Source organism: Chitinophaga solisilvae (assembly GCF_009928525.1).
GTDB classification, from domain to species: domain Bacteria; phylum Bacteroidota; class Bacteroidia; order Chitinophagales; family Chitinophagaceae; genus Chitinophaga; species Chitinophaga solisilvae.
In genome coordinates this window covers 1-24641 of sequence record NZ_JAABOK010000021.1, presented here as the reverse complement: position 1 = coordinate 24641, position 24641 = coordinate 1, and the positions used below count along the sequence as shown (strand labels likewise).

Annotated in this window: 23 protein-coding genes; 21 read left to right on the top strand and 2 right to left on the bottom strand. The window is 49.5% G+C overall.

Annotated elements, in window-relative coordinates; translation table 11 throughout:
* Positions 1-96 precede the first annotated feature (96 nt).
* Together GWG06_RS27755 and GWG06_RS27750 are read left to right on the top strand one after the other, a co-directional pair.
* On the top strand, positions 97-2628 hold the full coding sequence (locus tag GWG06_RS27755) for a TonB-dependent receptor (RefSeq protein ID WP_235938572.1): 2532 nt from the start codon (positions 97-99) through the stop codon (positions 2626-2628).
* Between the two features lie 9 nt (positions 2629-2637).
* Positions 2638-3480: a DUF4249 domain-containing protein gene (locus GWG06_RS27750; protein ID WP_160717654.1), complete on the top strand. Its 843-nt coding sequence runs from the start codon at positions 2638-2640 to the stop codon at positions 3478-3480.
* A 45-nt stretch (positions 3481-3525) separates the two neighbouring features.
* Here GWG06_RS27750 and GWG06_RS27745 read toward each other — a convergent pair whose 3' ends face one another.
* On the bottom strand, positions 3526-3774 hold the full coding sequence (locus GWG06_RS27745) for a hypothetical protein (RefSeq protein WP_127037736.1): 249 nt from the start codon (positions 3772-3774) through the stop codon (positions 3526-3528).
* A 426-nt stretch (positions 3775-4200) separates the two neighbouring features.
* On the opposite strand from GWG06_RS27745, the gene GWG06_RS27740 reads away from it, so the two are divergent.
* The 17 genes from GWG06_RS27740 to GWG06_RS27660 all read left to right on the top strand — a co-directional run bounded on the left by GWG06_RS27740 (position 4201) and on the right by GWG06_RS27660 (position 21765).
* Positions 4201-5037, top strand: a complete 837-nt coding sequence (locus tag GWG06_RS27740) for a heme/hemin ABC transporter substrate-binding protein (RefSeq protein ID WP_235938570.1) — start codon at positions 4201-4203, stop codon at positions 5035-5037.
* Positions 5038-6111, top strand: a complete 1074-nt coding sequence (locus GWG06_RS27735; protein ID WP_160717652.1) for a FecCD family ABC transporter permease — start codon at positions 5038-5040, stop codon at positions 6109-6111.
* Positions 6108-7001, top strand: a complete 894-nt coding sequence (locus tag GWG06_RS27730; protein ID WP_160717650.1) for a heme ABC transporter ATP-binding protein — start codon at positions 6108-6110, stop codon at positions 6999-7001. The genes GWG06_RS27735 and GWG06_RS27730 overlap by 4 nt, the downstream gene beginning before the upstream one ends.
* Positions 6925-7950, top strand: a complete 1026-nt coding sequence (locus GWG06_RS27725) for a hemin-degrading factor (protein ID WP_160717648.1) — start codon at positions 6925-6927, stop codon at positions 7948-7950. Before GWG06_RS27730 ends, GWG06_RS27725 begins: the two co-directional genes overlap by 77 nt.
* Before the next feature lie 220 nt (positions 7951-8170).
* Positions 8171-8860, top strand: a complete 690-nt coding sequence (locus tag GWG06_RS27720; protein WP_160717646.1) for a hypothetical protein — start codon at positions 8171-8173, stop codon at positions 8858-8860.
* A gap of 69 nt (positions 8861-8929) precedes the next feature.
* A complete protein-coding gene (locus GWG06_RS27715; RefSeq protein WP_127037725.1) occupies positions 8930-9583 on the top strand; it encodes a hypothetical protein in 654 nt (217 codons plus the stop codon).
* A gap of 89 nt (positions 9584-9672) precedes the next feature.
* The gene (locus tag GWG06_RS27710; protein ID WP_160717644.1) at positions 9673-10605 is read left to right on the top strand and encodes a hypothetical protein; all 933 of its coding nucleotides are present in this window, start codon (positions 9673-9675) and stop codon (positions 10603-10605) included.
* Positions 10606-10621: 16 nt separating this feature from the next.
* Positions 10622-12763, top strand: coding sequence for a TonB-dependent receptor plug domain-containing protein (locus GWG06_RS27705; RefSeq protein ID WP_160717642.1), 2142 nt, complete (start codon positions 10622-10624; stop codon positions 12761-12763).
* Positions 12764-12765: 2 nt separating this feature from the next.
* Positions 12766-13464, top strand: coding sequence for an HmuY family protein (locus tag GWG06_RS27700; RefSeq protein WP_160717640.1), 699 nt, complete (start codon positions 12766-12768; stop codon positions 13462-13464).
* Positions 13465-13469: 5 nt separating this feature from the next.
* Positions 13470-14252 carry an HmuY family protein gene (locus GWG06_RS27695; RefSeq protein WP_160717638.1) on the top strand — a complete coding sequence of 261 codons (783 nt, stop codon included), beginning with the start codon at positions 13470-13472 and terminating at the stop codon, positions 14250-14252.
* A 434-nt stretch (positions 14253-14686) separates the two neighbouring features.
* A complete protein-coding gene (locus tag GWG06_RS27690; RefSeq protein ID WP_160717636.1) occupies positions 14687-15028 on the top strand; it encodes a DUF6686 family protein in 342 nt (113 codons plus the stop codon).
* 248 nt (positions 15029-15276) lie between these two features.
* On the top strand, positions 15277-16296 hold the full coding sequence (gene glsA, locus GWG06_RS27685) for a glutaminase A (protein WP_202183141.1): 1020 nt from the start codon (positions 15277-15279) through the stop codon (positions 16294-16296).
* A 191-nt stretch (positions 16297-16487) separates the two neighbouring features.
* Complete coding sequence (locus GWG06_RS27680) at positions 16488-17429, top strand: DnaJ C-terminal domain-containing protein (protein ID WP_160717634.1); 942 nt, start codon at positions 16488-16490, stop codon at positions 17427-17429.
* Positions 17422-17769: a hypothetical protein gene (locus tag GWG06_RS27675; protein ID WP_160717632.1), complete on the top strand. Its 348-nt coding sequence runs from the start codon at positions 17422-17424 to the stop codon at positions 17767-17769. Before GWG06_RS27680 ends, GWG06_RS27675 begins: the two co-directional genes overlap by 8 nt.
* Positions 17766-19187 (top strand): DHA2 family efflux MFS transporter permease subunit, encoded by a 1422-nt coding sequence (locus GWG06_RS27670; protein WP_160717630.1) that lies wholly within the window; start codon positions 17766-17768, stop codon positions 19185-19187. Before GWG06_RS27675 ends, GWG06_RS27670 begins: the two co-directional genes overlap by 4 nt.
* 53 nt (positions 19188-19240) lie before the next feature.
* Positions 19241-20695, top strand: coding sequence for an ATP-binding response regulator (locus GWG06_RS27665; protein ID WP_160717628.1), 1455 nt, complete (start codon positions 19241-19243; stop codon positions 20693-20695).
* Between the two features lie 119 nt (positions 20696-20814).
* Positions 20815-21765 carry a PorP/SprF family type IX secretion system membrane protein gene (locus GWG06_RS27660; RefSeq protein WP_160717626.1) on the top strand — a complete coding sequence of 317 codons (951 nt, stop codon included), beginning with the start codon at positions 20815-20817 and terminating at the stop codon, positions 21763-21765.
* 146 nt (positions 21766-21911) lie between these two features.
* On the opposite strand, the gene GWG06_RS27655 is transcribed toward GWG06_RS27660, so the two are convergent.
* Positions 21912-22742 (bottom strand): CvfB family protein, encoded by an 831-nt coding sequence (locus GWG06_RS27655; protein ID WP_160717625.1) that lies wholly within the window; start codon positions 22740-22742, stop codon positions 21912-21914.
* 525 nt (positions 22743-23267) lie between these two features.
* Here GWG06_RS27655 and GWG06_RS27650 point away from each other — a divergent pair.
* Both GWG06_RS27650 and GWG06_RS27645 read left to right on the top strand, forming a co-directional pair.
* A complete protein-coding gene (locus GWG06_RS27650; RefSeq protein WP_127044121.1) occupies positions 23268-24104 on the top strand; it encodes a sulfite exporter TauE/SafE family protein in 837 nt (278 codons plus the stop codon).
* Positions 24105-24107: 3 nt separating this feature from the next.
* The gene (locus GWG06_RS27645; RefSeq protein WP_127044122.1) at positions 24108-24506 is read left to right on the top strand and encodes a DUF1634 domain-containing protein; all 399 of its coding nucleotides are present in this window, start codon (positions 24108-24110) and stop codon (positions 24504-24506) included.
* Positions 24507-24641: the final 135 nt, after the last annotated feature.

Genomic DNA, 24641 nt, shown 5'->3' with positions numbered 1-24641 from the left:
AAACTGCTGACGGGTATTCTGCTTTTATGCATCCCGTTAAAAGTTTCAGGGTGGGATTGGCAAACAAGAGTTACAGTGATAGTAAAGGATCAACCTATGCGGGTTGTGTGTGAAATATTGGAGAAGGAATACGGCATCCATTTTTCATATAGCAGGGAACTTGTTAACTTATCCCGTAAAGTTACAGTTACAGCGTACCGTCAGCGCCTCAAAGGTGTGCTGGAGGAAGTCTTTGCGCCTGAAAATATCAGATTCACCCGTGTCGGAGATCAGATTGTACTGCAACAGATCATACGCACCACCCGCACTATCAGCGGTTATGTACAGGATGGCCGCAGCGGCGAAAAACTTCCCGGCGCCACTATCTACTCGCCTGCACTGAAACAGGGCACTACCACCAATCAATACGGCTATTTCAGTTTTACCACTGTGAAGGATACCAACAGCCTCATTGTTTCATATATCGGCTATGAACCGGTATTGCTGCCGGTTTCAGAACGGGGCGACAGAATTGTGATGGTATCGCTGCAGCCTGTGGCCAACCTGAAAGAAGTAGTCGTTAACGCTTCCGATAATAAACTGCAGGATGAAACCCAGATGAGCAAGATAACCCTGCCCTTGTCTGCCATGCAATCCATGCCTAAGTTACTGGGAGAATCGGATGTGATGCGAACGCTGCAATCCATGCCCGGCGTAAGTGGTGGTATGGACGGCGCCGGCAACCTGCATGTGCGCGGCGGTAGTCCGGATCAGAATCTCATCCTGATGGATGGCTCAACGGTATTTAATTTCTCTCACTTCTTCGGTGTATATTCCCTGCTGAACACAGAAATAGTGAAATCCACCGACCTGTATAAAGGCGCTTTCCCGGCACGTTTCGGAGGCCGCCTGTCATCTGTGGTGGATATTACACTGAAAGACGGAGATATGAAGCATTACCACGGAGATGTGGCTATCGGGTTAATCTCTGCCAAGGTAAATGTGGAAGGCCCTATCATTAAGGATAAAACATCTTTCATCGTTTCTGCCCGCCGCTCCTATCCGGACCTGGTATATAATACGATGCTCCGCTCCGATGATGACCTGGGCCGGGAAGGCGCACTGTACGCCTATTTCTATGATGTGAATGCAAAAATCAATCACATCTTCTCTCCTAAAGACCGCATCTATTTCAGCATCTATAAAGGAGAAGATAATTTTCTCCTGAAACTGGCGCCGGATACCTTACCCGTTCCGGATCTCAGCGGCCGCGTAGTGGAATCCAGCCGCCTGAAATTCAGCTGGGGTAATACTATCGGGGCATTGCGCTGGAATCATATTTATAATCCGCGGCTGTTTTCCAATACCACCATCAATTATTCCCAGTATTCCTTTCTGACGGAATATGGTATTAAATATGGCCGGCAGGCTACCGGAGAACAGGTGGATCAGAATACTACCTATTATTCGCGTATGCAGAATACCAGCCTGAAAATGGATTTCGACTACCGGCCAGACCCGCAGCATTCTTTCCGTTTCGGCGGAGCGGTAGTGGGGCACCTGTTTCAGCCCGGTGTACTGGATTTCGAGGAAAAGGAGAATAACATCAAACCGCTGGATACTACCGGCAGCGGCCTGAAAGTAAAGGGAATGGAATTCCTGCTGTATGCGGAAGATGACTGGCGGCTGAGTACCGGGCTGTTTGTCAATATAGGGGTGCATGCTTCCGGCTTCCTGGTGGAAGGGCGTTTTTACAATTCGCTGCAACCCCGGCTGGGAGTGCGTTACATGCTGCCCAGAAACTGGGCGGTAAAGGGCTCCTATACCCATATGAACCAGTATATTCACCTGTTATCGAGGAGCGCGCCTTCGCTGCCAACTGATATATGGGTGCCGTCTACCCAGCGTGTGGCGCCGATGTATTCCCGGCAGGTGGCGTTGGGGATAGCCAAAACTACCCGGAACAATATGTTTGAGTTCTCGATGGAAGGCTATTTCAAGTCCATGTATAACATGATCGAATATACGGACCTGTCTGCCACCACCAACGTGGAAATAACGCGCTGGGATGAAAAGGTTACCATCGGTAAAGGCTGGAGTTATGGCGGTGAAGCTATGATCCGCAAGCAGAAGGGAAGTACTACCGGCTGGATCGGTTATACGCTGGCATGGAGTACGCGCCGTTTCCCCGGTATCAACAACGATCAGATCTTCCCTTATAAATATGATCACCGGCACGACCTGGAAATCATCCTGTCGCAGAAGCTGGGTAAACACTGGGAGCTGTCTGCATCCTGGCATTTTACTACAGGTGCACCGATGACATTGCCGGTATCAAGTTACAGCGGTATTGAGTCCCCGTCTCCCTGGGATCCGGGGTTTGGAGAGGAAAGCCATACCCGTGACCGGTATGACAGCCGTTACAATTACCGTACAGAAAATGTACACCGGCTGGATGTAGGCATTACGTATACCAAACAGAAAAAATACTGGCGCAAAAGCTGGAACCTCAGCGTGTATAACGTATATAACCAGCCCAATCCCTTTTACTACTATATCAAAAGAGATGATGCAGAAAAGCAGCGCTACCTCTCCAAGGTATCTGTATTGCCTTTCCTGCCTAGTATAACATATGCTATAAAATTTTAAAAGAGGTGTATGAAAAGTATCTTCGTTTACGCGTTACTGTTAGTAGCCCTTTTAACTTCCTGTGAAAAACGGGTGAATATCAGTCTGCCTTATGAAGGCGATAAAATAGTGGTGAACAGCCTGATACAGCCGGATAGCGTCATCTACATCCGGGTGACGCGCAGCGTTCCTTCCAATGTGTATGATGACAGCGGCTTTGAGGAAATAAAGAATGCAGCGGTATCCATCGATCAGGATGGAACGCCCATGCCCGCTCCGGTGCAGCAGGTGATTAAAGGACAGACCTTTTTCGTTACCGCCGGAAAGGCGGAGCGGGGAAAGAAATATACTATCCGGGTTGCTTCCGGCAAGCTGGATCCGGTGACAGCGGGAGATACCCTGCCGCCGGCGCCGGCGGCCTCAGAACCGGGAGCAGTGCGTACCAGCAGCAGGATAAGATTCACGCTGGATGATAATCCCGGTGGTAAAGATTACTACCGTTTCCGGTTATTCGTGTGCAATGACGAGATGCAGCCGGTATCTATGCGGTCTTTCAGGCTGGACCCGGCTTTCAGCAATAACCTGCTGGACAATAACTATACTACCAGTCTTATCATCAATGATGAACGTTTCAACGGCAAACGTTTACTGTTTGTGCTTGAAACACAGGAACCCATTACCAGCCAGTACCTGATGCTGGAGGTAAGTTCACTGACGCATAATTCCTATCAGTATTTCCTGACTACGAGGGCGCAAACCATCAATAATGGAAATATCATTACCGAACCGGTACGGGTATTTACCAATGTAGAGCGTGGTTATGGCATCGTTGCCGGCATTAATATGAAAAGGATGGTGTTCAGAACGGAATAGCTGTTGGCATTTGTTAACAGGTTTTACAGCTGACTTTATTTTTTCTCATTCCGTGGAATTGCCGGTGATGGCGTCATGCATGTCCACCGCCATTTTTACGGCGTGTTTAATAATGACTGTTTCCAATACGCTCCTTGTTCCCGGCTGCATATTACCCACCGCCGGATAATTTTCCGCAGCCAGCTTTTTGGCGGCTGCTATCAGTCCGTCCTGTACGTTTACAATTTTGATCTGCTCCTGCATAGTTTCCCGATTAAATGGCGACAAAGGGTCCAGTAGTTCGTCCCAGTCCATGAGTAGAATTTATTTTGTTCCGATTCTTAACACCGGAAAAACAAATTGGTTGCAGTACGAACTAATTTTTTTCAGATTTTCCCGAATTGTCATTTTTTTTCCCGATTCGATAAACTCATTACATTTTTATGACGTAGATTTGTTTCCGATAAAATTACTCCGCCGCCAATACTACCGCTATCCTTCTCATTAACCCGTGATGGACGCGGTAAATCATCATCTCTTTAAACAGATAAAGATATTTTGGTCATATTTTTTGAAAGAAGAATATGCCAGGAGGGGAATTATATGCCCTTTCCAGCTTAACCTGCAGGAACATGGCGGAGTAAAGATTGTTCCTGTAGGCCGATGGCCGCCCTATCCCGGGATAGGGTTGCCATTTTATCTCTTTAATTCCTGAATACCAATTCAAAAAATTATCTGAACATGTCTCTGAAATTAAGAAGCAGTCTGCTGCTCCTGGCTTTCGTGTGCGTAGTGGTAAACGCCTCCGCACAAACAGCCTATAAAAGAATTGTATCGCTGAATGGCGCTATTACAGAAGTATTGTGCGCGCTCGGTTTTGAAAAACAGATAGTGGGTGTGGATGTGACGAGCACTTATCCTGTTGCGATGGAGAAGGTGGCGAAGGTAGGTCACAACCGGAATATCAGCGCAGAGCCGGTGCTGGCGTTGCAGCCCGATATCATTATTGCCACCAGTAATTTTCTGACACCTGCCGTGCTGGATCAGTTCAAAAGTGTAGGTATTCCTCATGTTATTATAGAACAGGAATTTTCTGTGGCAGGAACGAAAAAGCTCATCACGCAGGTAGCTGCAGCGATGCATGTACCGGAGAAGGGCACAGCGCTTTGTGCACAGCTGGACAAGCAGCAGCAGGCATTGCGCGTGACGCCTCAGCATAAGAAAGTATTATTTATCTATGCCCGCGGCGCAGGTACGATGATGGTAGCCGGCACAGCTACGCCGATGGATAAAATGATTGGCCTGGCAGGCGCTTCGAATGCCGCTACCGGCTTCGCCGATTTCAAACCGCTCACCGCAGAATCCCTGGTGGCAGCTAATCCGGATGTGATATTACTGTTCGATACCGGGCTGCAAAGTATGGGAGGTATAGACGGATTGCTGAAAGTGCCGGGGATGGCGCAAACCAGCGCCGGCAGAAATAAAAGGGTGATTGTGATGGACGGGCAGCTGCTGGCTGGTTTCGGGCCGCGTATCATCACTGCCATTAAAGAACTGTCGCAGAAAATAAGCGGATAAATGGCGCTGGTAACCACTCCGTGGCAGCGCCGGAAAGAAGCCGGGGCAGTGAGTGTATTGTTGCTGGTATTGATAATGGTCATACTTGCAGCCACCGGTACCGGTGCTATGCATATATCACCGTTGCAGGTAGTTGCCATCCTGCTGAAAAAAATTCATATAACCCTTCCCGTTAGTTACGATCCTGCTATGGAAGGTGTGTTGCTGATGATAAGGCTTCCGCGGGTACTGCTGGGGGTATTAACCGGTGCAGGACTGGCGGTGGCAGGCGCTGCGATGCAGGGGCTTTTCCGCAATCCGATGGCGGATCCCGGCCTGATAGGTATCAGCTCCGGCGCTTCTGTAGGGGCTGTGTTGGTATTGTCGCTGCAGCTGTGGGTGCCGGCATTGACGGGCAACGGCTGGCTGCATTATTACGGAATGAATATCGCCGCTTTTGCGGCTGCATTTGCAGCGGCATGGCTCATCATCCGTATCGCCCGCACAGCTAACGGATCATCGGTAACCATGATGCTGCTGGGTGGTATTGCCGTGAATGCGCTGTGCGCCGCCTTTACCGGACTGCTCACCTACCTGTCGCCGAATGAACAGCTGCGTAGCATTGTGTTCTGGATGATGGGGAGCCTGGGAGCAGCTACCTGGCAAACGGTGCTGGTGGTGATGCCTTTCATTCTGCTACCGGTGGTATTGCTACCGCGGCTGGCGCCGGCCATGAATGTTTTTGCTTTGGGAGAAAGGGAAGCGCAGCATAGCGGCGTACGGGTACAATCGCTCAAAATGCAGCTGATGCTGCTGGCTACACTGGCGGTGGCGGCGGGCGTGGCGGTGACGGGTGTGATTGGTTTTGTGGGACTGGTAGTGCCGCATATGATCCGGCAGTTCACAGGCCCGTCGTACCGGATACTGTTTCCGTGTTCGGCATTGGGTGGCGCGATACTGATTACGCTGTCTGATTTGTTATGCCGTACCATCATAGCGCCGGCTGAGCTGCCGGTAGGTATTGTTACGGCAATCATCGGCGCGCCTTTTTTCATCTGGCTGATTATGAAAGAAAAGAAAAAACTGGTATTATGATGCTGGATATTCAGAATATCTCCTTGTCGCTGGGAGGGCGCCGCATTCTGCAGCATGTCAGTCTGCAGGCGAAGGCAGGAGAGCTGTGTGTGGTGATGGGCGCCAACGGCGCCGGAAAAACCACCCTGCTCAAAGTGCTGGCCGGTGAGTACAGACATTATACCGGTCAGATACGCTTACATGGCGAACAGCTGCAATCATTCTCTGTGGCGGAACAGGCGCAACGCCGCGCGGTGCTGTCGCAGCAGGTGGTACTGCAGCTGGCTTTTACGGTCAGAGAGGTAGTACAGATGGGCCGGTTTGTGCATCATGCTGCACCGGAGCTGGATACTGCCATTGTTGACTATGCCATGGACACCATGCAGGTCGCTGATCTGGCAGGCCGCTCCTGGGTAACACTTTCCGGAGGACAGCAGCAACGCGTGCATATGGCACGCGTGCTGGCACAGCTCCTGGAGAAGCCGCAGCTGGAAAAATCAACAGCCGGAAAAAAAATGTTGCTGCTCGATGAGCCAGTAACGGGAATGGATATACGTCATCAGCAGCTGGCGCTGCAGCTTGCAAAAAAGCTGACTGAATATGGTATGCTGGTGATCGCCGTGCTGCATGATTTTCAGCTGGCGGCTGCCTATGCAGATCAGCTGATATTCCTGCACCAGGGCGGCGTTCATGTAGCAGGATCCGTACAGGAAGTACTCACCGCACCGCATATCCGTCATTGCTTCGGTATCGGTGTGCAGGTGCTGGTTCATCCGCAATGTAATCATCCTATTGTTATTCCCGCTTTCGCTGAAACTTCAAACTTATTATATCATGGAAACAACGATCTCTTCTCTCCGGTCAGCATGGAACAGCTACCGGACAGCCAACCCGAAAGTACGCATCCGTGACGCTGCCAAAGCGTTACAGGTCAGCGAAGCTGCCCTGGTAGCCACCTGTATAGGTACGGCAGTAAAATTGCTGCAGCCGGATTTCCGCTCCCTCATCAACGGTATGCCGGCACTGGGGCGTGTGATGGTGCTCACCCGCAATGAAAGCTGTGTGATAGAACGTAAAGGCATATTTGAACAGGTAGATACCAGCAACAAACATGTGGGTATTGTACTGGGAAAAGATATTGACCTGCGCATGTTCCTGAATAAATGGACCTGGGGTTTCGCCGTGGACAATGATGACGCGGCAGGATTTAAAAAATCAATACAGATATTTGATGCATCCGGAGATGCCATCATCAAGATATATGCATTGCCGGAAACAGATATTACCGCCTGGGATGCCCTGTTGACAAGGCATCTGGAAGCTGTACAGCAGGAGCCTGTTACCTTTGCAGCTGCCGGCAAAACAATACCCGCTACGGCAGCCATTAATAAAGAAGCATTGCTGGCCGACTGGGCAGCGCTGAAAGATACGCATGATTTTTACCCGATGCTGATGAAGCATCGTGCACAGCGTCTGCAGGCGGTAGAAGCCGCAGCCGGCGTGTTTACCCGCAAAGTGGATAACCAGGCTGCAGATGCCCTGCTGCGTGGCGCTGCCGCATCCGGGCAGGAAATTATGGTGTTCGTTGGTAATCATGGTAACATCGAAATACATACCGGTCCTGTACAGAAGATAGTAGCTATTCCGGGATGGATCAACGTCATGGATCCCGATTTTAACCTGCATCTGAAAACTGCGGATGTAGCCCAGTGCTGGATTGTAGATAAGCCTGCAGAAGGCGGCGTCACTTCTATGGAAGTATATGATGAAGCCGGTGAGATGATTGTACAGTTTTTCGGAAAACGTAAACCGGGCATTCCGGAACAGGAATCCTGGCGTGAACTCTTGCGCAGCCTGTAGTTCCCGATAGCGTAACTTAATTTCCCGATTGGATCAGGCAATTCGTTCGCTGATAACTATTTTTGCCATGCAATTTTAATTACTCCGCTTCATACAATAAGTAAAAGAATATTCTGGTAGCAACCCGGTACTGTCTGCACAGCAGTATCTACTGTATTACTGTTGGTGTAACGTTAATGAATATACGAAAATGAATTTTACAAAATCAATTGCAACATCCATGTTGTATGTAGCGGCATGTTCCATACTGTTATCTGCCTGCAAAAAAACAACTGATGCGCCGCCGTTGCCGGAGAACCGCATGCTGCGGTTTACTGTCACCAATACCCGCGACGGCGCTGTGGAAGGCGTTATCAACGATAGCAGGAAAACCATTACGGTATATATCCCTTACTTTACGGCGCTGGTATCACTGCTGCCGGAAATAGCCGTGCCGGCGGGTGCTACCGTGACGCCTGCAGGTGGGACACTGCTCGAAAACTGGCCTTTCCGTATGGCGATGGAAGAAGATATATTATATACCGTAAAAGATAAAAGCGGCAATGCAACATCCTATAAACTGGTGGTAGACGGGCAACAGCCGGCTCCGGCAGCAACGGAGGTATCTGCTGCCGCCGATCCGCTGGTAATACAACACCGGCCGAAACAACAGGGACTATATATTACGATCAGCGGGGATAACCTGATCCCGAACAGCAACATCACTTTCCTGACACTGGTGAATGAAGCCGGTAAAGGGTTTCAGCTGGTGACGCCAACAAATATGCCGATAGATTACAAACGGTTTTCCGCGGAGATCCCGGCAGATTCAACGGGGCTGCCTTCGGGGAAATATACCCTGCGGGTTACCAGCTTCAGTAAAACGGTGAAGCTCAGCCACCCTGTTATTATTCAGCAACTTACTAAATAACTTATCCGACATACCTGTAACGGCCCGCACCCGTAACAGTAATTATTTATCAAAAAATTCCTTGAAAACATGACCCATCTATTTAAAAGGATGGCAGCATTCGCGATAGTTGCGCTGCTGGCTGCCTCCTGTCAGAAAGACAATACAACTCCTGCATCAGACAAGTCTGGTGTAAGTCTCTCTAAAAGTGCCGCTACTGAAGGCGTAACCCTGCTGTCACGCACCATCAATACCGGAGATACTGCCCAGGTAAGAAACCTGAAAAGCGACAGTATCATTCCGCCAAACTCACCGGCGCCGTTTTACTACAGCCTGAGCACTGAATCTACCGTAACCGCTTTCAGCGCTTCCCGGTCCCTGCAGTTCAACGGTTATTTTAATGCGGACATCAATGGTGTCAACAATTTCATACTGGCATACATTGACAATATCGCCTATGGCAGCATTAACGCAACCAACGCGATATCTTCTTCTACAGCCGCTACCGGCAACAAGCTGGGCTACAACTCGGTAAATGCCGGTTGGTATAACTATTTCTTCAATGATAATCACAAGGTTTTACCGGTAGCCGGCAGAACTATCATTGCCTATAAAAAGGTAGGTACTGTGATTTCTGAGATCTACAAAATTAAAATGTTGAGCATCTATAAGGATATGCCGGCTAACCCGACAGGAACTGAGCCTATTCCTTATTTATCATTCGACTATCAGCGCCTGCAATAAAAAAGTACCGGCCCTGGTATGGTGTAACACCCTGAACAAGTATAGCACCCTGGCGGCCGGTACAGGTATACGGATAAAATTAATACATAATGACGATTTTCAGAACATATATACTTCCCCGTTATATTGCGGCCATACTCTTGCCGGTATTGCTGGTAACGGCCTGTACAAAGGAAAGTGAAAAGCTGCCCTGGTCACTGATTACCTCCTTCCAGCTTGCGGATGCAGGAGGTAATCCTTTACAGGCAGCCATTACAGCTAACGAGATTATTATTTACTGGCCCTTCGGACAACCGATGCCTGCTGAGATGACGCCCGTCATCACCGTTTCAGAAAAGGCGGTTGTCAGCCCGGCCACCGGCATTAAAGTACCGTTGAAATCAGGAACCAACTATGCCGTTACGGCGGAAAACGGTAACAGTACCGCCTATAAAGTAAGAATTGTTTCTTCACAACCATACCCCGTTATCAACACACCGGATATGGGCTATCAGTTTATCACCCCCGGAATTCCTACCAACCTGTCTGCCCTGTATGTTATCCCTGATCCTGCTCAGACGCATATTTCCCTGATATCCGCTGCAGGAAAGAAGATACCGATGGCTATTGATTCCATTACCCGTGAAAGAATTTACTATAAATATCCAGCTCCCATTGACTCCGGCAGATATACGCTGATGCTGGAAACTGGTATTTACACCATCAACCGTAAGTCCGACCTGTACGTCAGGAATACGGAACCTGCACTGGAAGACTACGGGCAGCTGCGCGTGAAACGCGGCGATACCTTTACGCTGAAGGCACAGGGGCTGGGTGTTATCACCGAAGCGCTGCTGATCCTGAATGCACAGGGAGAAACACAGCGTATAGAAGTGATAGGCAACACGCAGACGGCCGTTACACTTAAAATTCCGGCAGCCATACCGGCAGCTACCTATGCTTATGGTATTGTATTGAACGACCGGTACTATGCTTATGAGAATTATATAGGACTGGAGCAGCCGGTTACGGTTACACCCTGATAAATAACATTACCCGATGCGTATTCTTTCTTTCGTATATACCTTGCTGTTATGTATTATCAGCCTCTCCGCCAGGAGTCAGGCTGATAGCAGCAAGCGTGTCCGCGAGCTGCAGGGCGTTGAAGTAAAAGCGGCCGGTATAGCGCCCGAAAGCGTAGCGGGAAAAACTGCCATGCCGGTAACTGTCATTACCCGTAAAACCCTTGATATGATGGGGAGCCGCCGCCTGGATGAAGTGCTGCGGGAGCAGACGGGGCTGGCGGTAGTCAATGATATCAAGGGCGGCGCCCGTGCTGTGGGGCTGCAGATGCAGGGATTCAGTGCCGCCTATACGATGATAATGATTGACGGGCAGCCTATGATCGGGCGTAATACCGGCGATTTTGATCTTTCGCGTATAACCGTTTCCGATATAGAGCGCATTGAAATTATCAAGGGGGCATCGTCGGCACTGTTCGGCAGCGAAGCGCTGGCCGGCGTGGTCAACATCGTCACCCGCCAGCATATCAAAGCGCCGCAGGCGCTGGCATCTTTCCGCTATGGCTCCCTGAACAATACTGATGCAACCCTGGAGGGCGAAACTCCCTGGCACAAAGGGAAAGGGGCTGCCTATCTCTCCGCCAACTTTTATCATACAGACGGCTTCACCGTCAACCCTTACCTTACCAGGGGCGTTACCGCTCCGCCCTATAACAGTGTTACGCTGCAGGGAAGAGCAAGGTATGCAGTGAATGCCGTTACCTCCTTCAGTTTCGCCGGAAGGCTTGCCGGCAGGCGCTCTGTAATGGTGAACAGCTACGGTAAGGATGAACTGCACACCAGCAGGGATGCCATGAAGGAAGATGATATGAATGCTTCGGTCATCATGTATAATAACCTGCCAGGCGGCACCCGGCTGAAGACGCAGTATTACATCACCCGTTATGCTTCAGATCAGCTGACCACGCTGCCGGCTGCCGGTGTAACGTACGCGAAACATACCTTTACACAATACCTCCACCGCGGCGAAGTCCAGGCTGCGCACGACTTCAGGGGCGGCTGGTCCCTGACCGGCGGCACGGGCGGAACTATGGAAACGATGCGTCATGAAAACTACCGCGATGCTGCCAATATGCAGGGCTTCTTTGCCTATACGCAGGCAGACTGGAAGCCACATGAGCAATTCAATGCCCTGGCAGGCATCCGGTATGATCATCATAATACTTATGGCGGACGGCTCAATCCCAGTGCGGGCATCCGCTATACGCCGGTTTCCTGGCTTACCCTGAAAACCTCCGTAGGTACAGGTTTCAAGACGCCCGATTTCCGGGAGCGCTATCAGATATTCACCAATTCACAACAGGGCTACACTGTGCTGGGCGCAGCCGTACTGGATGATGCGCTGCGGCAGATGCAGCAGGCCGGCCAGATCAGTGAAATACGACAGGTTGCAGACCGCATCGGTAAAAACCTGCAGGCAGAAAAATCGGTATCTTATAATATAGGCGTTTCCGTTAGTATTCCTGCCAATGTCAGCGTAGAGGTAAACGGTTTCTTCCATAACGTACATCACCTGATTAACACCATACAGGTAGCTACGAAAACGAATTATCAGCAGGTGTTTTCCTATATGAACCTGGACAGGGTAACGATGAAGGGACTGGAAGCCAGTATAGGCTGGAAACCATTAACCGGCCTGGATATTACGGCCGGATACCAGCTGCTGTATGCGCTGGACGAAGGTGTGAAAGATTCCATCAGGGCAGGCGTGTATCCTTACAAAACCATCCGTAACAACAACACCGGCGATTCGCGTAAGTCCGTTGCCGGAGATTATTTCGGACTGGAAAACCGTTCCCGGCATATGTTTAATCTGCGCATGTTCTATGAGTATGCCCCATGGGGAATAACCGCCTCGTTCCGCCTCAACTACCGCAGCAGATACGGCTTCGATGATGCCAACGGCAACCGGTTTATTGACCGGTACGATACATTTGTGAACAGTTATTGCCTGCTGTTTGCTTCCCTGGAAAAGAAATTATATAACAGACATCTATCCATACAGCTGACGGCCGATAACGTACTCGGCTATACGGACATGCTCATGCCTGCACAGCCGGGGCGTATTGTCATGGCCGGACTCAGCTGGCGCTTTTTTAAAGACAGTAAAAAACAATAGTCATGTACAGGAAATTTACACTGCTACTCATATTGCTGACGGGCCTTTTTGCCTGTAAGAAAAGTGAAGATAAAGTAACCCGGCAGGGATATGAAGATGGTACAAGTACCGTCGTGTATGATATGGCCGGCGATACCCGTGCTTCGGTGGGCGATGGGATAGACGGTAAAGAGAAACGTCCTTTCAAGCCTTTTCTGTTCAGCTTTAAAACCGGGCAGCAATCCTGGGATACCAGCGCTTCCAACCTGAAAAGCAGCAGCTGGGACCTGGCTTTTACAGAGTTGTACAATGCCATGGTAGTCGCCAACAACGGAAAGAGCACTAAAAGTCCGGGTTACGGCGGCACAGGCAAAGGGGCGGTGGTCTATTTAGACAAGCCCTATGAATCTGTGACTACGGCACCGGATGATGCCTATTTCCAGGCCAACGATATGGTGAGTATCGGGTGGGACGGCTACCCGCTTCCATCCAGCCGCGGATGGTATTTTTATAGCCTGACTACCCACCTGGCACGCGCCATACCCAACCGCACCTTTGTTGTACGCACGGCTGCGGGAAAATATGCCAAGCTGGAGCTGATCAGCATGTACAAGGGGAACCCGCCTGCAGTAACTGATCTGATGTGGCCTGCGCCGTATTTCACCATCCGGTACTTTGTACAGGAGAATGGCAGCCGCGATTTAACTACACCTGCTAAATAATTTTTATGAGATCAATATTTCGTTTATCCGTTCCAGTTATAATGATGTTGTCGGCCTGTTCCAAAAGCGATGATAACAAGAACACCGGCACCCCTGGCGGAGGCACGGAAGGCCGGGAGCCTGTTAAAACAGGCGTGTACACGGTAGTGAATATGCAGGCAGACACGGCAGCTAATTCCGCCGGCAGCGCCAGAACCATTTATTACAGTCTGGAAGAAAACAGGATAGTACCGGCGGCGCAGGCGCAAACAGCCAGCTGGGATATTGCCTTCACAGGTATCTATAACAGCAGTGTAGCGCCCAACAATGGCAACGCCGCTAACAGCCCCGGTAACGGCGGTCCGGGAAAAGGCGCGCTGTTGCTGCTCCGCGATGCCTCCGTAGAATCCCGGTATTTCAATGACAACAACAATACCCCCAAAGTATTACCCGTGCCCAAAGCCCTGTTTGATGAGGCTTTCGTGAATGTAAAATCAGTGACATCCCCCGATACTGATTTTATGACAAATGATTATGTTGGCCTGGACCACTTTATGGGCACCGGTTTCGGCTATGCCTTCTATGATTTTTCCGGCGCCCTGTTCCCCGGCAACCCTAAAAAGGCACATATCGTTTATACCTTCCCGCGTGTCATCCTGATAAAAACTGCCAAAGGAAAATACGCCAAACTACAAATCCTCAGCGTTTATAAAGATAGTCCGGCTAACCCCGACAGAGATAATAAAACAGGCTATCTAAGTTTCCGTTATGCTATTCAGATGGATGGATCGAAGAAGCTGGATTTTTAGAAATTGCGAATTACGAATTACGAATTGCGAATGAAGCGCGGAGATATTAGCGAATAATTACACAGAATATATTGATTATCCTATGACCCGAAGGACGCGTTTAGTCTTTCGGGTTCCCTATTTATAGCCATGCACAGATGAAAAATGATCGCAATTGAAGACGTAATCCTTTGTCCGCTTATGTCTCCGCGCTACATTCGTAATTCGCAATTTGTAATTCGCAATTAACACTATTTACTTTTCCTTTTTGCGTAAATCCTTTTCCTGATCCGACACCGCTACCTTGATTCATCATTATACTTTTGTGTCAGTACATCATAAGCTATACATAGAACTCCGTTGTTTGTACCACAATGTTTAGTAAAGAGTGATGAAACAAGTCCTGACAGCGGCCTTTAACCGGGCCGCTGGAGGCACTATAACCCAAAGATTTTATGTGTAATTATCAGACTTTGTATCACAGCAGTAACGGTTATATGATCCGTTGCCCCCATTGTAAAGGTATTCAGCTGGCTTTCGGTACCAGCGTTGTAAATCTTTCCGGAGATGAGTTTTTCTGCTTTGCGGATATGGTTGTGCGGATGAGTGATCATGGAGATGTTCATCGTGAACTGAATGAAAAGTCCATCTGTCTGCCGCTTCCGGCGGATCATGTCATGATGTTGCTGACGCCTGCGGAACTAAACCGCTTATCCCATATGGTACAGCAGGTACAGGCCCTGCTGCGTACCTATGAAATCCTCGATGAGGCTTCCAACTATACGCCGGGAGAGTAGCTGTCTGTGTTAACCCCTTTCATGGAAGCATACGCCTTAATTCTCTGCTGATTGAACTTTTCCGGTTCAGGCGTGTTCTTATACCTACAGGCAGGCGCCCTAATCTGTTGATCTTCAAGGTAATTAATTATCTGATACCGTTATCTCTGCAGGAAAGATTGCCGGATGTCGGGTATGCATCCCGGTGACGATATCTGCTGACAGCGGAAGGCTGCTTCTCCATGGTGTATAAATTTTAATCTTTTCATATGAAAAAAATCCTGCTGCAATGGCTCACGGGCATGTGTATACTGTTATCCGGCAGTGTGGCCCTGGCGCAGAAAGATAAACAGCTGTCTGAAAAGCGTATCCGGGAAGTGATGCATGCCGCCTATGAAAAATACAGGAACACTACCGGCGGCGCCAATGCCAGCTACATTCCCTACCTGGCAGACATTGATCCCAAACTATACGGCATAGCCATCTGTACGGCCGACGGGCAGGTGTACGAGGTGGGCGATACCAAGTTCGAATTCGGGATAGAGTCCATTTCCAAAGTATTTGTGCTGGCGCTGGCCATGAGAGATCGCGGCGCCAAAGCTATTGAAGACAGCATCGGGGTGAATGCCACGGGGATGCCGTTTAATTCCGTTATGGCAGTGGAGCTGAATCCGCGGCGGGCAGTAAATCCGCTGGTCAATGCCGGCGCCATGGCTACCAACAGTTTCATTCCTGCCGCCAGCAGCGCAGAGAAATGGACAAAGATAGACGACATCATCGCTAAGTTCGCCGGCCGCCGCCTCTCCGTTATAGAACAGCTGTATGCTTCAGAAACCGCCACCAATCAGCATAACAGAGCCATCGCGTGGTTGCTGTATTCCTATGGCCGTTTCTATGGCGATATCAGCGAATCCGTAGACCTCTACACCAGGGCCTGCTCCTATGGCTCCCATACCCGCGACCTGGCCATCATGGCTGGCACATTAGCCAACAATGGCGTGAACCCTGTCACTAAAGAAGCGGTCATCGACGAAGCCCTCTGCCCTAAAATTCTGGCGACCATGATGACCGAAGGCTTCTACGACAGCACCGGCGGTTGGGTATACCATACCGGCCTGCCCGGCAAAAGCGGTGTAGGCGGTGGCATCATCGCCATCGTTCCCGGCAAACTGGCCATTGCCGCCTTTTCCCCACCCTTAGACCATGCAGGCAACAGCGTAAAAGCCCTGAAGACACTGGAGTATATTGTGGAGGAGCTGAGGCTGAATATTCTGGATGCGAGGAAATAATTTAATTATGAATTACGAATTATGAATGATGAGTTGATGCGAAGATTTTAGCAAAGAAAATATTTAATTATTCGCTAAAATCTTCGCATCAACTCATCATTCATAATTCGTAATTCATAATTATTTCGGTATATTTCTTGTGACCTTTTCAGCCGCCTGAACAAGTTTAAATCATCACATGTTGTATACTTATGGACGTAAAAGATTATTATAAGGTATTAGGAGTAGATAAGACAGCAACAGCGGATCAGATCAAGAAAGCGTACCGGAAGCTGGCCGTAAAATATCATCCTGACAAGAACCAGGGGGATAAGGCTGCAGAAGAGAAATTCAAGGAGATCAACGAAGCATATGAAGTGCTGGGCGACGAAGAGAAGCGTAAGAAATACGATCAGTTCGGGGAGAATTATAAGTATTATGAGCAGCATGGCGGGAGGCCGGAAGATTTTGACTGGTCGCAGTACGGGGGTGGCAGGCAAGGCAGTTACACCTATCAGGGGAATATGGAGGATATGTTTGGTGGTGGCAGAGGAGAAGGATTCTCTGATTTCTTTGAGCAGCTGTTTGGCAACCGCTTTTCCGGTGGAGGCCGCCGGCAGCAGGGACCCGGCCGTGGCCGTGATGTGCAGGCCACGATGGAGGTGTCTCTGGAAGATGCCTACAGCGGCGCCACCCGGCAGGTGGAAGTCAACGGCAGCCGGCTGAACATCAAGCTGAAGCCGGGCTTACAGGAAGGACAGGTAATACGCCTGAAAGGCAAAGGCGCTCCGGGGCGCAAGGGCGGTGAAAACGGTGATCTGCTGATCACTATCAGCCTGGGAGCCCATCCGCAATATGAGCTGAAAGGCCGGGATATTTATGCCGACGTAGCCTTGCCACTGTATACGGCCATTCTGGGTGGAAAACTGACCATTCCTACGCCGGGGGCTTCGCTGCATATGAATATTCCTGCCGGCACAGACAGTGGCAAAGTATTCCGCCTGAAAGGAAAAGGGATGCCGGCATATGATAACAAGGAAGGCGCCGGCGATCTGTACATCAAAGCAATCGTGCATATCCCGCAAAAACTATCCGAAAAAGAAAAAGAATTGTTTCAGCAACTTTCACAACTAAATGAGAATGGTCATGCTTAAACTTTTTGATTACCTGGAAGAAGTGATTGCCACAGAAAGGATTTCGCAGCTAAACAATCCCCCGCTGCTGTATACAACGAGCCAGATCATGAAGGAACTGGGTTATACAGAAGTTGCCCTGATACAGGAACCGCTGGACAGAGCCATGCATGCCTGTACTTCCCTGCAGATACCCGTCAATTATAACTTCAGAAAGATCTACTGCTTTAAGGACGGAGAGATGATCACCGACTGGCAGCTGTCTGAACTGGCCACCTATTTGTTTATGATCAACTGTAACCCGCTTAACCCGGTGGTAGCCAAGGCTCAGCTGATATTTATGATGAAAGACAGGGTATGAGAGATGTTAACCGGAACGGTATCCTGATCGTAATCATCATGGGTACTACTATGGCTGGGATAGACTCCAGCATTGTTAATATATCCCTGCCCGTTATGAGCAGACAGTTCGATTCCACACTCAGTGAAATTGAATGGGTGATTACTTCCTATATGCTCAGCTTTTCTGTGCTCATGCCGCTGACCAACTGGCTGAAAAACCGGATCGGTTTCTTTAATCTTTTTGTAGGCGCTGTTTTCCTTTTCACGCTGGGCTCTTTGCTCTGTGCATTGTCTACCAACCTGCCGTCGCTGCTTACCGGGCGGGTAGTGCAGGCATTGGGCGGCGGCGCGATGGCGCCTACTTCCATGGCCATCATCTCCTACGTGTACCCGGCGCGGGTGCGAGGTACAGTGCTGGGCTGGTGGGGGCTGGGCAACCTGGTAGGCCCTGCTGTAGGCCCTACGCTGGGCGGGCTGCTTACCCAGCAGTTTGGCTGGCCGTCTATCTTCTACATCAATCTGCCAATCGGGATACTGACCATTGTTCTGGCGTTCCGGTATCTCGGCGTGCTGAGGAGTCAGCCTAAACTGAAGCTCCCCTTTGACCTGCCGGGATTCACTGCGCTCACTATCTTCCTGGTATGTTTGCAGTATGGCGTGGCCCGTGCGGAAGTACTGGGGTTATCATCTCCCGAAATACTGGTTACACTCGGGATAGCGGCTGCAGCGCTGATCGTGTTTATTGTTATAGACAGGCGGGTAGATACTCCTATTATCGACCTGCATCTTTTTTCGAATTATGCTTTTGTGAGTTGTATACTGGTCACCATATCCCGTGCTGCCGCCCTGTTTGGCGGCCTGTTTCTGCTGCCGTTCCTGCTGCAGGAGCAGATGGGATTTTCAGAAGGAATGTCCGGTCTGCTGATATTGCCGAACTCCGTATTTATGGCTGCCCTGATGCCTTTTGCCGGCAAGTGGTCTGACAAGCACGGATCACGCGAAATCACGATGTGTGGTATTGCACTGCTGGCCATCTCCATGTATATGTTCGCCCTGCTGGACAAAGGCAGTAATATGTGGCAGATACTCGTTACCATGACCGTCAGGGGAGTAGGTATGGGGCTGGTGCTGGCCCCGCTGAATGCTGCTACGCTGAGTGCGGTGCGGCCATCGGAAGTAACGATGGCTTCTTCTGTCAGCACCCTGATGATGCAGGTAGGCGGCGCCATCGGAATAGCCATGCTGGCTATCATTACGCAGAATGCCTACAACCGGCATGTGCTGGAAGGCAGCAGTAATGCGGTTTCCCACCACCTGGCGCTGCGGCAGGGATTCCACATTTCCATGTGGATACTGATCCTCACACTGATCCCTGCCTGGTTTATGCCCCGCCGTAATCTTGTACTGAAGGATACCAGCGCACATATCGATACCTGATTTTTTTTCCGCACGGTATTTGAGGTGATGGCAAAAAATTCTTTCAGACAGTAATGAATAAGAAGCACATTTTAATGATAGATGATGATGAAGATGATTTCTTCCTGGTAAATGCATTATTACAGGATATTTCACCGGATCAATATGTGCTGCAGTGGGTATCATCCTACAAGGAAGCATTACTGCTGATAGCATCCCGCATTCATGACCTGTACCTGGTAGACTATCGCCTGGGGGCGCATACAGGGATAGATGTGCTGCATCATTTCCGCCACATCGGGTATAATGCTCCTGTCATCATCTTTACGGGTAAGGGAGATTACCGCATTGACCAGGAAGCTATGCTGGCAGGCGCTTCCGACTATCTTGTAAAAAGCGAAATCAACGCCTCCCTGCTGGAGCGGGCCGTTCGTTATACGCTGGATAAATATGCCCACCTGAGTGCCATCGAAAAAAGTGAGATGCGGTATTTCAGCATCTTCGAAAAATCCAACGACGCCATTCTGCTGGCAGACTGTGAGCATAAAATAGTGGCCGCGAATCCGGCTGCGGTGAGACTGCTGAAATATGAAGAGCCGAACCTGTACAGCAGTTACCTGAGCGGTCTTTTTGCGGAATCTTCTCATATACAGGCTTTTATAGATCAGCTGTGCAGCGAGCAGGGCGTAGTGCAGCAGGAATATGTGTTCCGCAGTGCTGAAGGGCAGCCGCTGGATGTGCTGGTGAATGCCTCCCTGCTGGATGAAAAAAAGCAGCTGTACCTCTGCATCATCCAGGATGTTACCGAACGTAAGCGCAAGACCCGCGAGAAACAGCAGCAGGAGAAATTCGCGATTACCGGCCGTATTGCGCGGTTAATTGCCCACGAAGTGCGTAACCCGCTCACCAATATCCTGCTGGCTGTATCCGAGCTGAAAACGCATGCTATAGCTGAAACAGAGGACTCCCAGCTTTACCTGGACATCATGGAGCGAAACTGTCACCGGATCAACCAGCTGGTAACCGAACTGCTGGAATCTACCCGGATGTTTGAACTGAACATGCTGCCACAGGGGTTGAATGTATTGATAGGGAAAGCGTTGCAGCTGGCTGCAGACAGGCTGCAGTTACACGATATCCGGGTGATACGGCAGCTGAGTGAGCCGGATATACAGATCATGGCCGATGAAGATAAGCTGCTGATAGCGCTGCTGAATATCATCATCAATGGCGTAGAGGCTATGAGGGCCGGCGATGGCACCCTCAGCATACATACCTGGCATGAGCAGGGACAGGTATTTGTTCGTATAACCGATACCGGTAGCGGTATTCCCAAAGAAAACCTGTCGAAATTGTTTGAGCCGTTCTTTACCAGCAAAACCAAAGGTACCGGTCTGGGGCTCACCGCCACACAAAATATTATCCTGAATCATAAAGGGGAGATCAGCGTAGAAAGCACGCCCGGAGAGGGTACCAGCTTCCTGATCAGTTTTCCTGCCGTACCCCCGTCAGAAGAAACACATGGATAATTGAAATTATTAATTAATTTTATCCCCGGTTTATGTCACCATTTTAACCATTCCCTGGAAGCCCCAATAAACAGATAATTTTTATCTATCTATACATGTATCATCTATACCTAATTGAAATGAGCAGGCGTATTGCTTTCAGGGCGCCCCTGAGCAAAGCCATAGCCAGAATCTTTTCTGTTTCGGCAGCATTAATTGCCGGCAGTCTGGCTGCCACTGCGCAGGACTGGTCAAAAACCTCCACGCCCCTACAACCTCTTACCAGCCAGTATTTCCAGAATCAGTACATGATGAACCCCGCTATGGCCGGGATAGACAGCGGACTACACGTCAATGTTGCCTATCGCAGCCAATGGACCGATATGCCGGGAGCGCCGGTCACCAAATCAGCTACGGCGGACTACTACTTCGGGGACCGCGTTGGGGGAGGTATCAATGTATTTAACGACAAAGCCGGGTTGATTAACCGTACCAAAGCCTCCTTTACGTACGCGTATCACCTGCCGCTCAGCAACAGGAAGACAGACTACCTGCACTTCGGGCTGTCCCTGGGTATCAACAGCGAACGCCTGGATAAGTCGGGCCTTAACGGAGAGATGAACGATCCCGCCATTAACGCTTTCAACCGCCGCGATAACTACTTTGAGATCGACTACGGTATGGCTTATACGGGACATAACCTCACCCTGCAGGCAGCAGCTCCCAACCTGATGAACCTGCTCCGCAAAGAGGACGACAGAACCGTTAACGGTTCCACCTTTTTTGCCTCCGCCTCTTACAGGTTCTTCCTGGAAAACGGTATATTCAATCATATTGAACCTAAAGCTACTCTCCGCGGTGTTCGCGGCTACGAAAGCCTGGTAGATATCGGAGCCAATCTGGTATTCCTCTACGAATACCTGAATGTATTCGGTATGTACCACTCCAGCCGTAACTTCACTGCCGGCGTAGGTTTCAACTATAAATCCATATTGGGAATACAGGCGATGTATACCACGCAGACCAGCGGGCTGAAAAATTATTCCAGCGGAAGTTTTGAGCTGGGGCTGGTAGTACACGCTTTTAAGTAATTACGAATTACGAATTGCGAATTACGAATGTATAAGCGAAGAGCTAAACGAAGATTAAAAGAGATACTTAATAGTTATCACCTTTAATCTTCGTTTAGCTCTTCGCTTATACATTCGTAATTCGCAATTCGTAATTCGTAATTACATCAATCCTCCAGGCTCTTAATTCCTGTCTGCGTAAACTCCACTTTCCGCTGCTTGTACAGGGTGCCGATGGTCATTTTAAAGGTTTTTTTGCTCATGCCGAAGAACTCCTGGATTTCTTCGGGAGTGGATTTGTCGTGATAGGGAAGGTAGCCGTTGTTTTCGGCGAGGAGGCGCATTATTTTTTCGCTTTCATCTTCTACGCGTTTGTAGCCTGCCTGACCGGGGATGACGTCTATTTTATTGTCGCGGATGCGGCGGATAAAGCCTTTTAGTTTATCGCCTGTTTCCACGCTGCGGAACAGTTCATTATGGTGGATGATGCCGGTGTGCTGGTTGTTGATGATGACTACATAGCCAATATCGGTGCGGCGGTAGATGATGAGGTCTACCAGGTCTTTTTCCTGTACGGTGAGGTGTTCGTTGCTGAGGAACCGGTCCAGTTTTTCGGTAGCCGCGAGGCGGCCTGTCAGCTCATCGATGTAGATCTTCACCAGGTATTCCTGGCCGGGCACCATGCGGGTAAGCTGCTGGGACTGTGCCACGAAGAGGTCTTTCATGAGACCCCAGTCGAGGAATGCCCCCTGACGGGTGGTGCTTACGGCTTTAAGGCTCACGATGTCGCCCACAACGCCGTAGGGTTCCTGGGTGGTGGCAATCAGCCTGTTTTCTGAATCGTGATAGAGAAACACTTTCAGCTCGTCGCCTACTTTAGTTCCTTCCGGGACAAACCTTGTTGGCAGCAGTATTTCCTGGTCTACGCCTTCCAGGTAAACCCCAAAATCTGCTTCTTTTTTTACCCTTAACAGGTTAAACTCACCCACCTTTATCATAAAGTTCAATTAAGTATCAGACAGCAAAGGTACTTATAGATTACCGTTTAATGCGCATACAGGGCAGTAAAAGAGAGTCCGGCATTAAAAAGGCGGATTCATGCTGCGGCGGATACCGCTGTTTTTGCGGGATGCATATAAAAACAGGTATACATGTATATTATATTTTACCGGTTTTCAGAAAATTTTTCCGGCAGACAGATATGCAGCGCTGCAGCAGTTGTTAGTGCCGGATTTTCCTACCATTCCGACGGGGAATAGGTAGAATCCGGAGCCGGATTCCTTGATGGTATTGATTCTGATTAAGGCAGTGCGGAGATAGTTTTTTCAGGATGATAAAAACGGACATTAAAACGGGATTATAGCCTATTTGTCTATAGAATTTGTGCTTTTGTTTTTATACCTATCACCCTTGATTATCCGATGTTTGGAAGCATATTCTCCCTTACTTTTGCAGGTATCAGCCATTGATAAAGCTGTTTTAAAGAGCCTGTAATTGCTGGTATAAACCAACCAAACCATCTTATGACGATTATCGTATTTACCCTGATCCTGCTGTGCGGGGCCTTTCTGGCCGGGCTACTGGGGTCGTTAACCGGATTGGGAGGCGGGGTAGTGATTATTCCGCTGCTGACGCTGATATTTCATGTGGACATACGTTACGCCATAGGAACGGCGCTGATTGCGTCTATTGCTACCTCTTCCGGCTCTGCGGCAGCTTATGTGAAGGAAGGAATTACCAATATCCGGCTGGGCATGTTCCTGGAGATAGCCACTACCACCGGCGCGGTGGTAGGCGCACTGCTGGCAGTATATATGCCGACAAATGTGGTGGCCATTATTTTTGGCTGCGTGCTGATATTTTCTGCTGTCATGTCTTTGCGCAAGAAAATGGAAATGGCGACTGATGAAGATGTGAGCAAACTGGCGCGGCAGCTGAAGCTGAACGGCTCATATCCAACGCCTGCAGGTCCTGTAGCCTATAAAGTAAGACATGTACCGGGCGGTTATTTCATGATGATGTTTGCCGGCGTGATGTCCGGATTGCTGGGTATAGGTTCCGGTGCGCTCAAGGTACTGGCGATGGATAATATCATGCGTATACCCTTTAAGGTATCCACTACAACCAGCAATTTCATGATCGGCGTTACTGCTGCAGCAAGTGCCGTAGTGTACCTGCAACGTGGCTATATCAGTCCGGGTTTATGTATGCCCGTTGTGCTGGGCGTACTGGCCGGCGCTTTCGGCGGATCAAAGCTGCTGGTAAAAGCCAATACAAAATGGTTACGTATAGTCTTTAGCGTTGTCATCACCTTCCTGGCGCTGCAGATGATTTATAATGGTTCAATGGGTAAACTGTAGAAGATGAAGCAACTGTTTTCAAAACATTACTGGGCAGATAAAGATATTCAGCAGCTGATAGGCAAGCAGCTGCGCATCGGGGTCATTACCTCCAGCATTATCGTCTTCATCGGCGGTATGATTTACCTGTACCGCCACGGCCACGAAATTCCCGACTACCGCACCTTCACCGGCGTCCGCGAGGGCCTCGACAACCTCCCCGGTATCCTGAAAGGCGTACTCGCCAACCAGGGCCGCGATATTATACAACTGGGCGTTGTGCTCTTAATTGCCACTCCCATTATCCGTATAACCCTCTCCGTTATAACCTTCTTCCTGGAAAAAGATTATTTGTATGTAGTGATTACGCTTATTGTACTGAGCGTGATTACGTTTAGTATGCTGGGAGGATTAGGAGGATAAGGGGGATGTAATTACGAATTACGAATCATTGGTGTCCGGTAAAAATCCAGGCTTTGGTTAAAGCGTAAGATTATTGGGACACCAATGATAAAAAATCATTGTTTTCTCATTTCCAAGCCTCTATGTGTCAAAAAG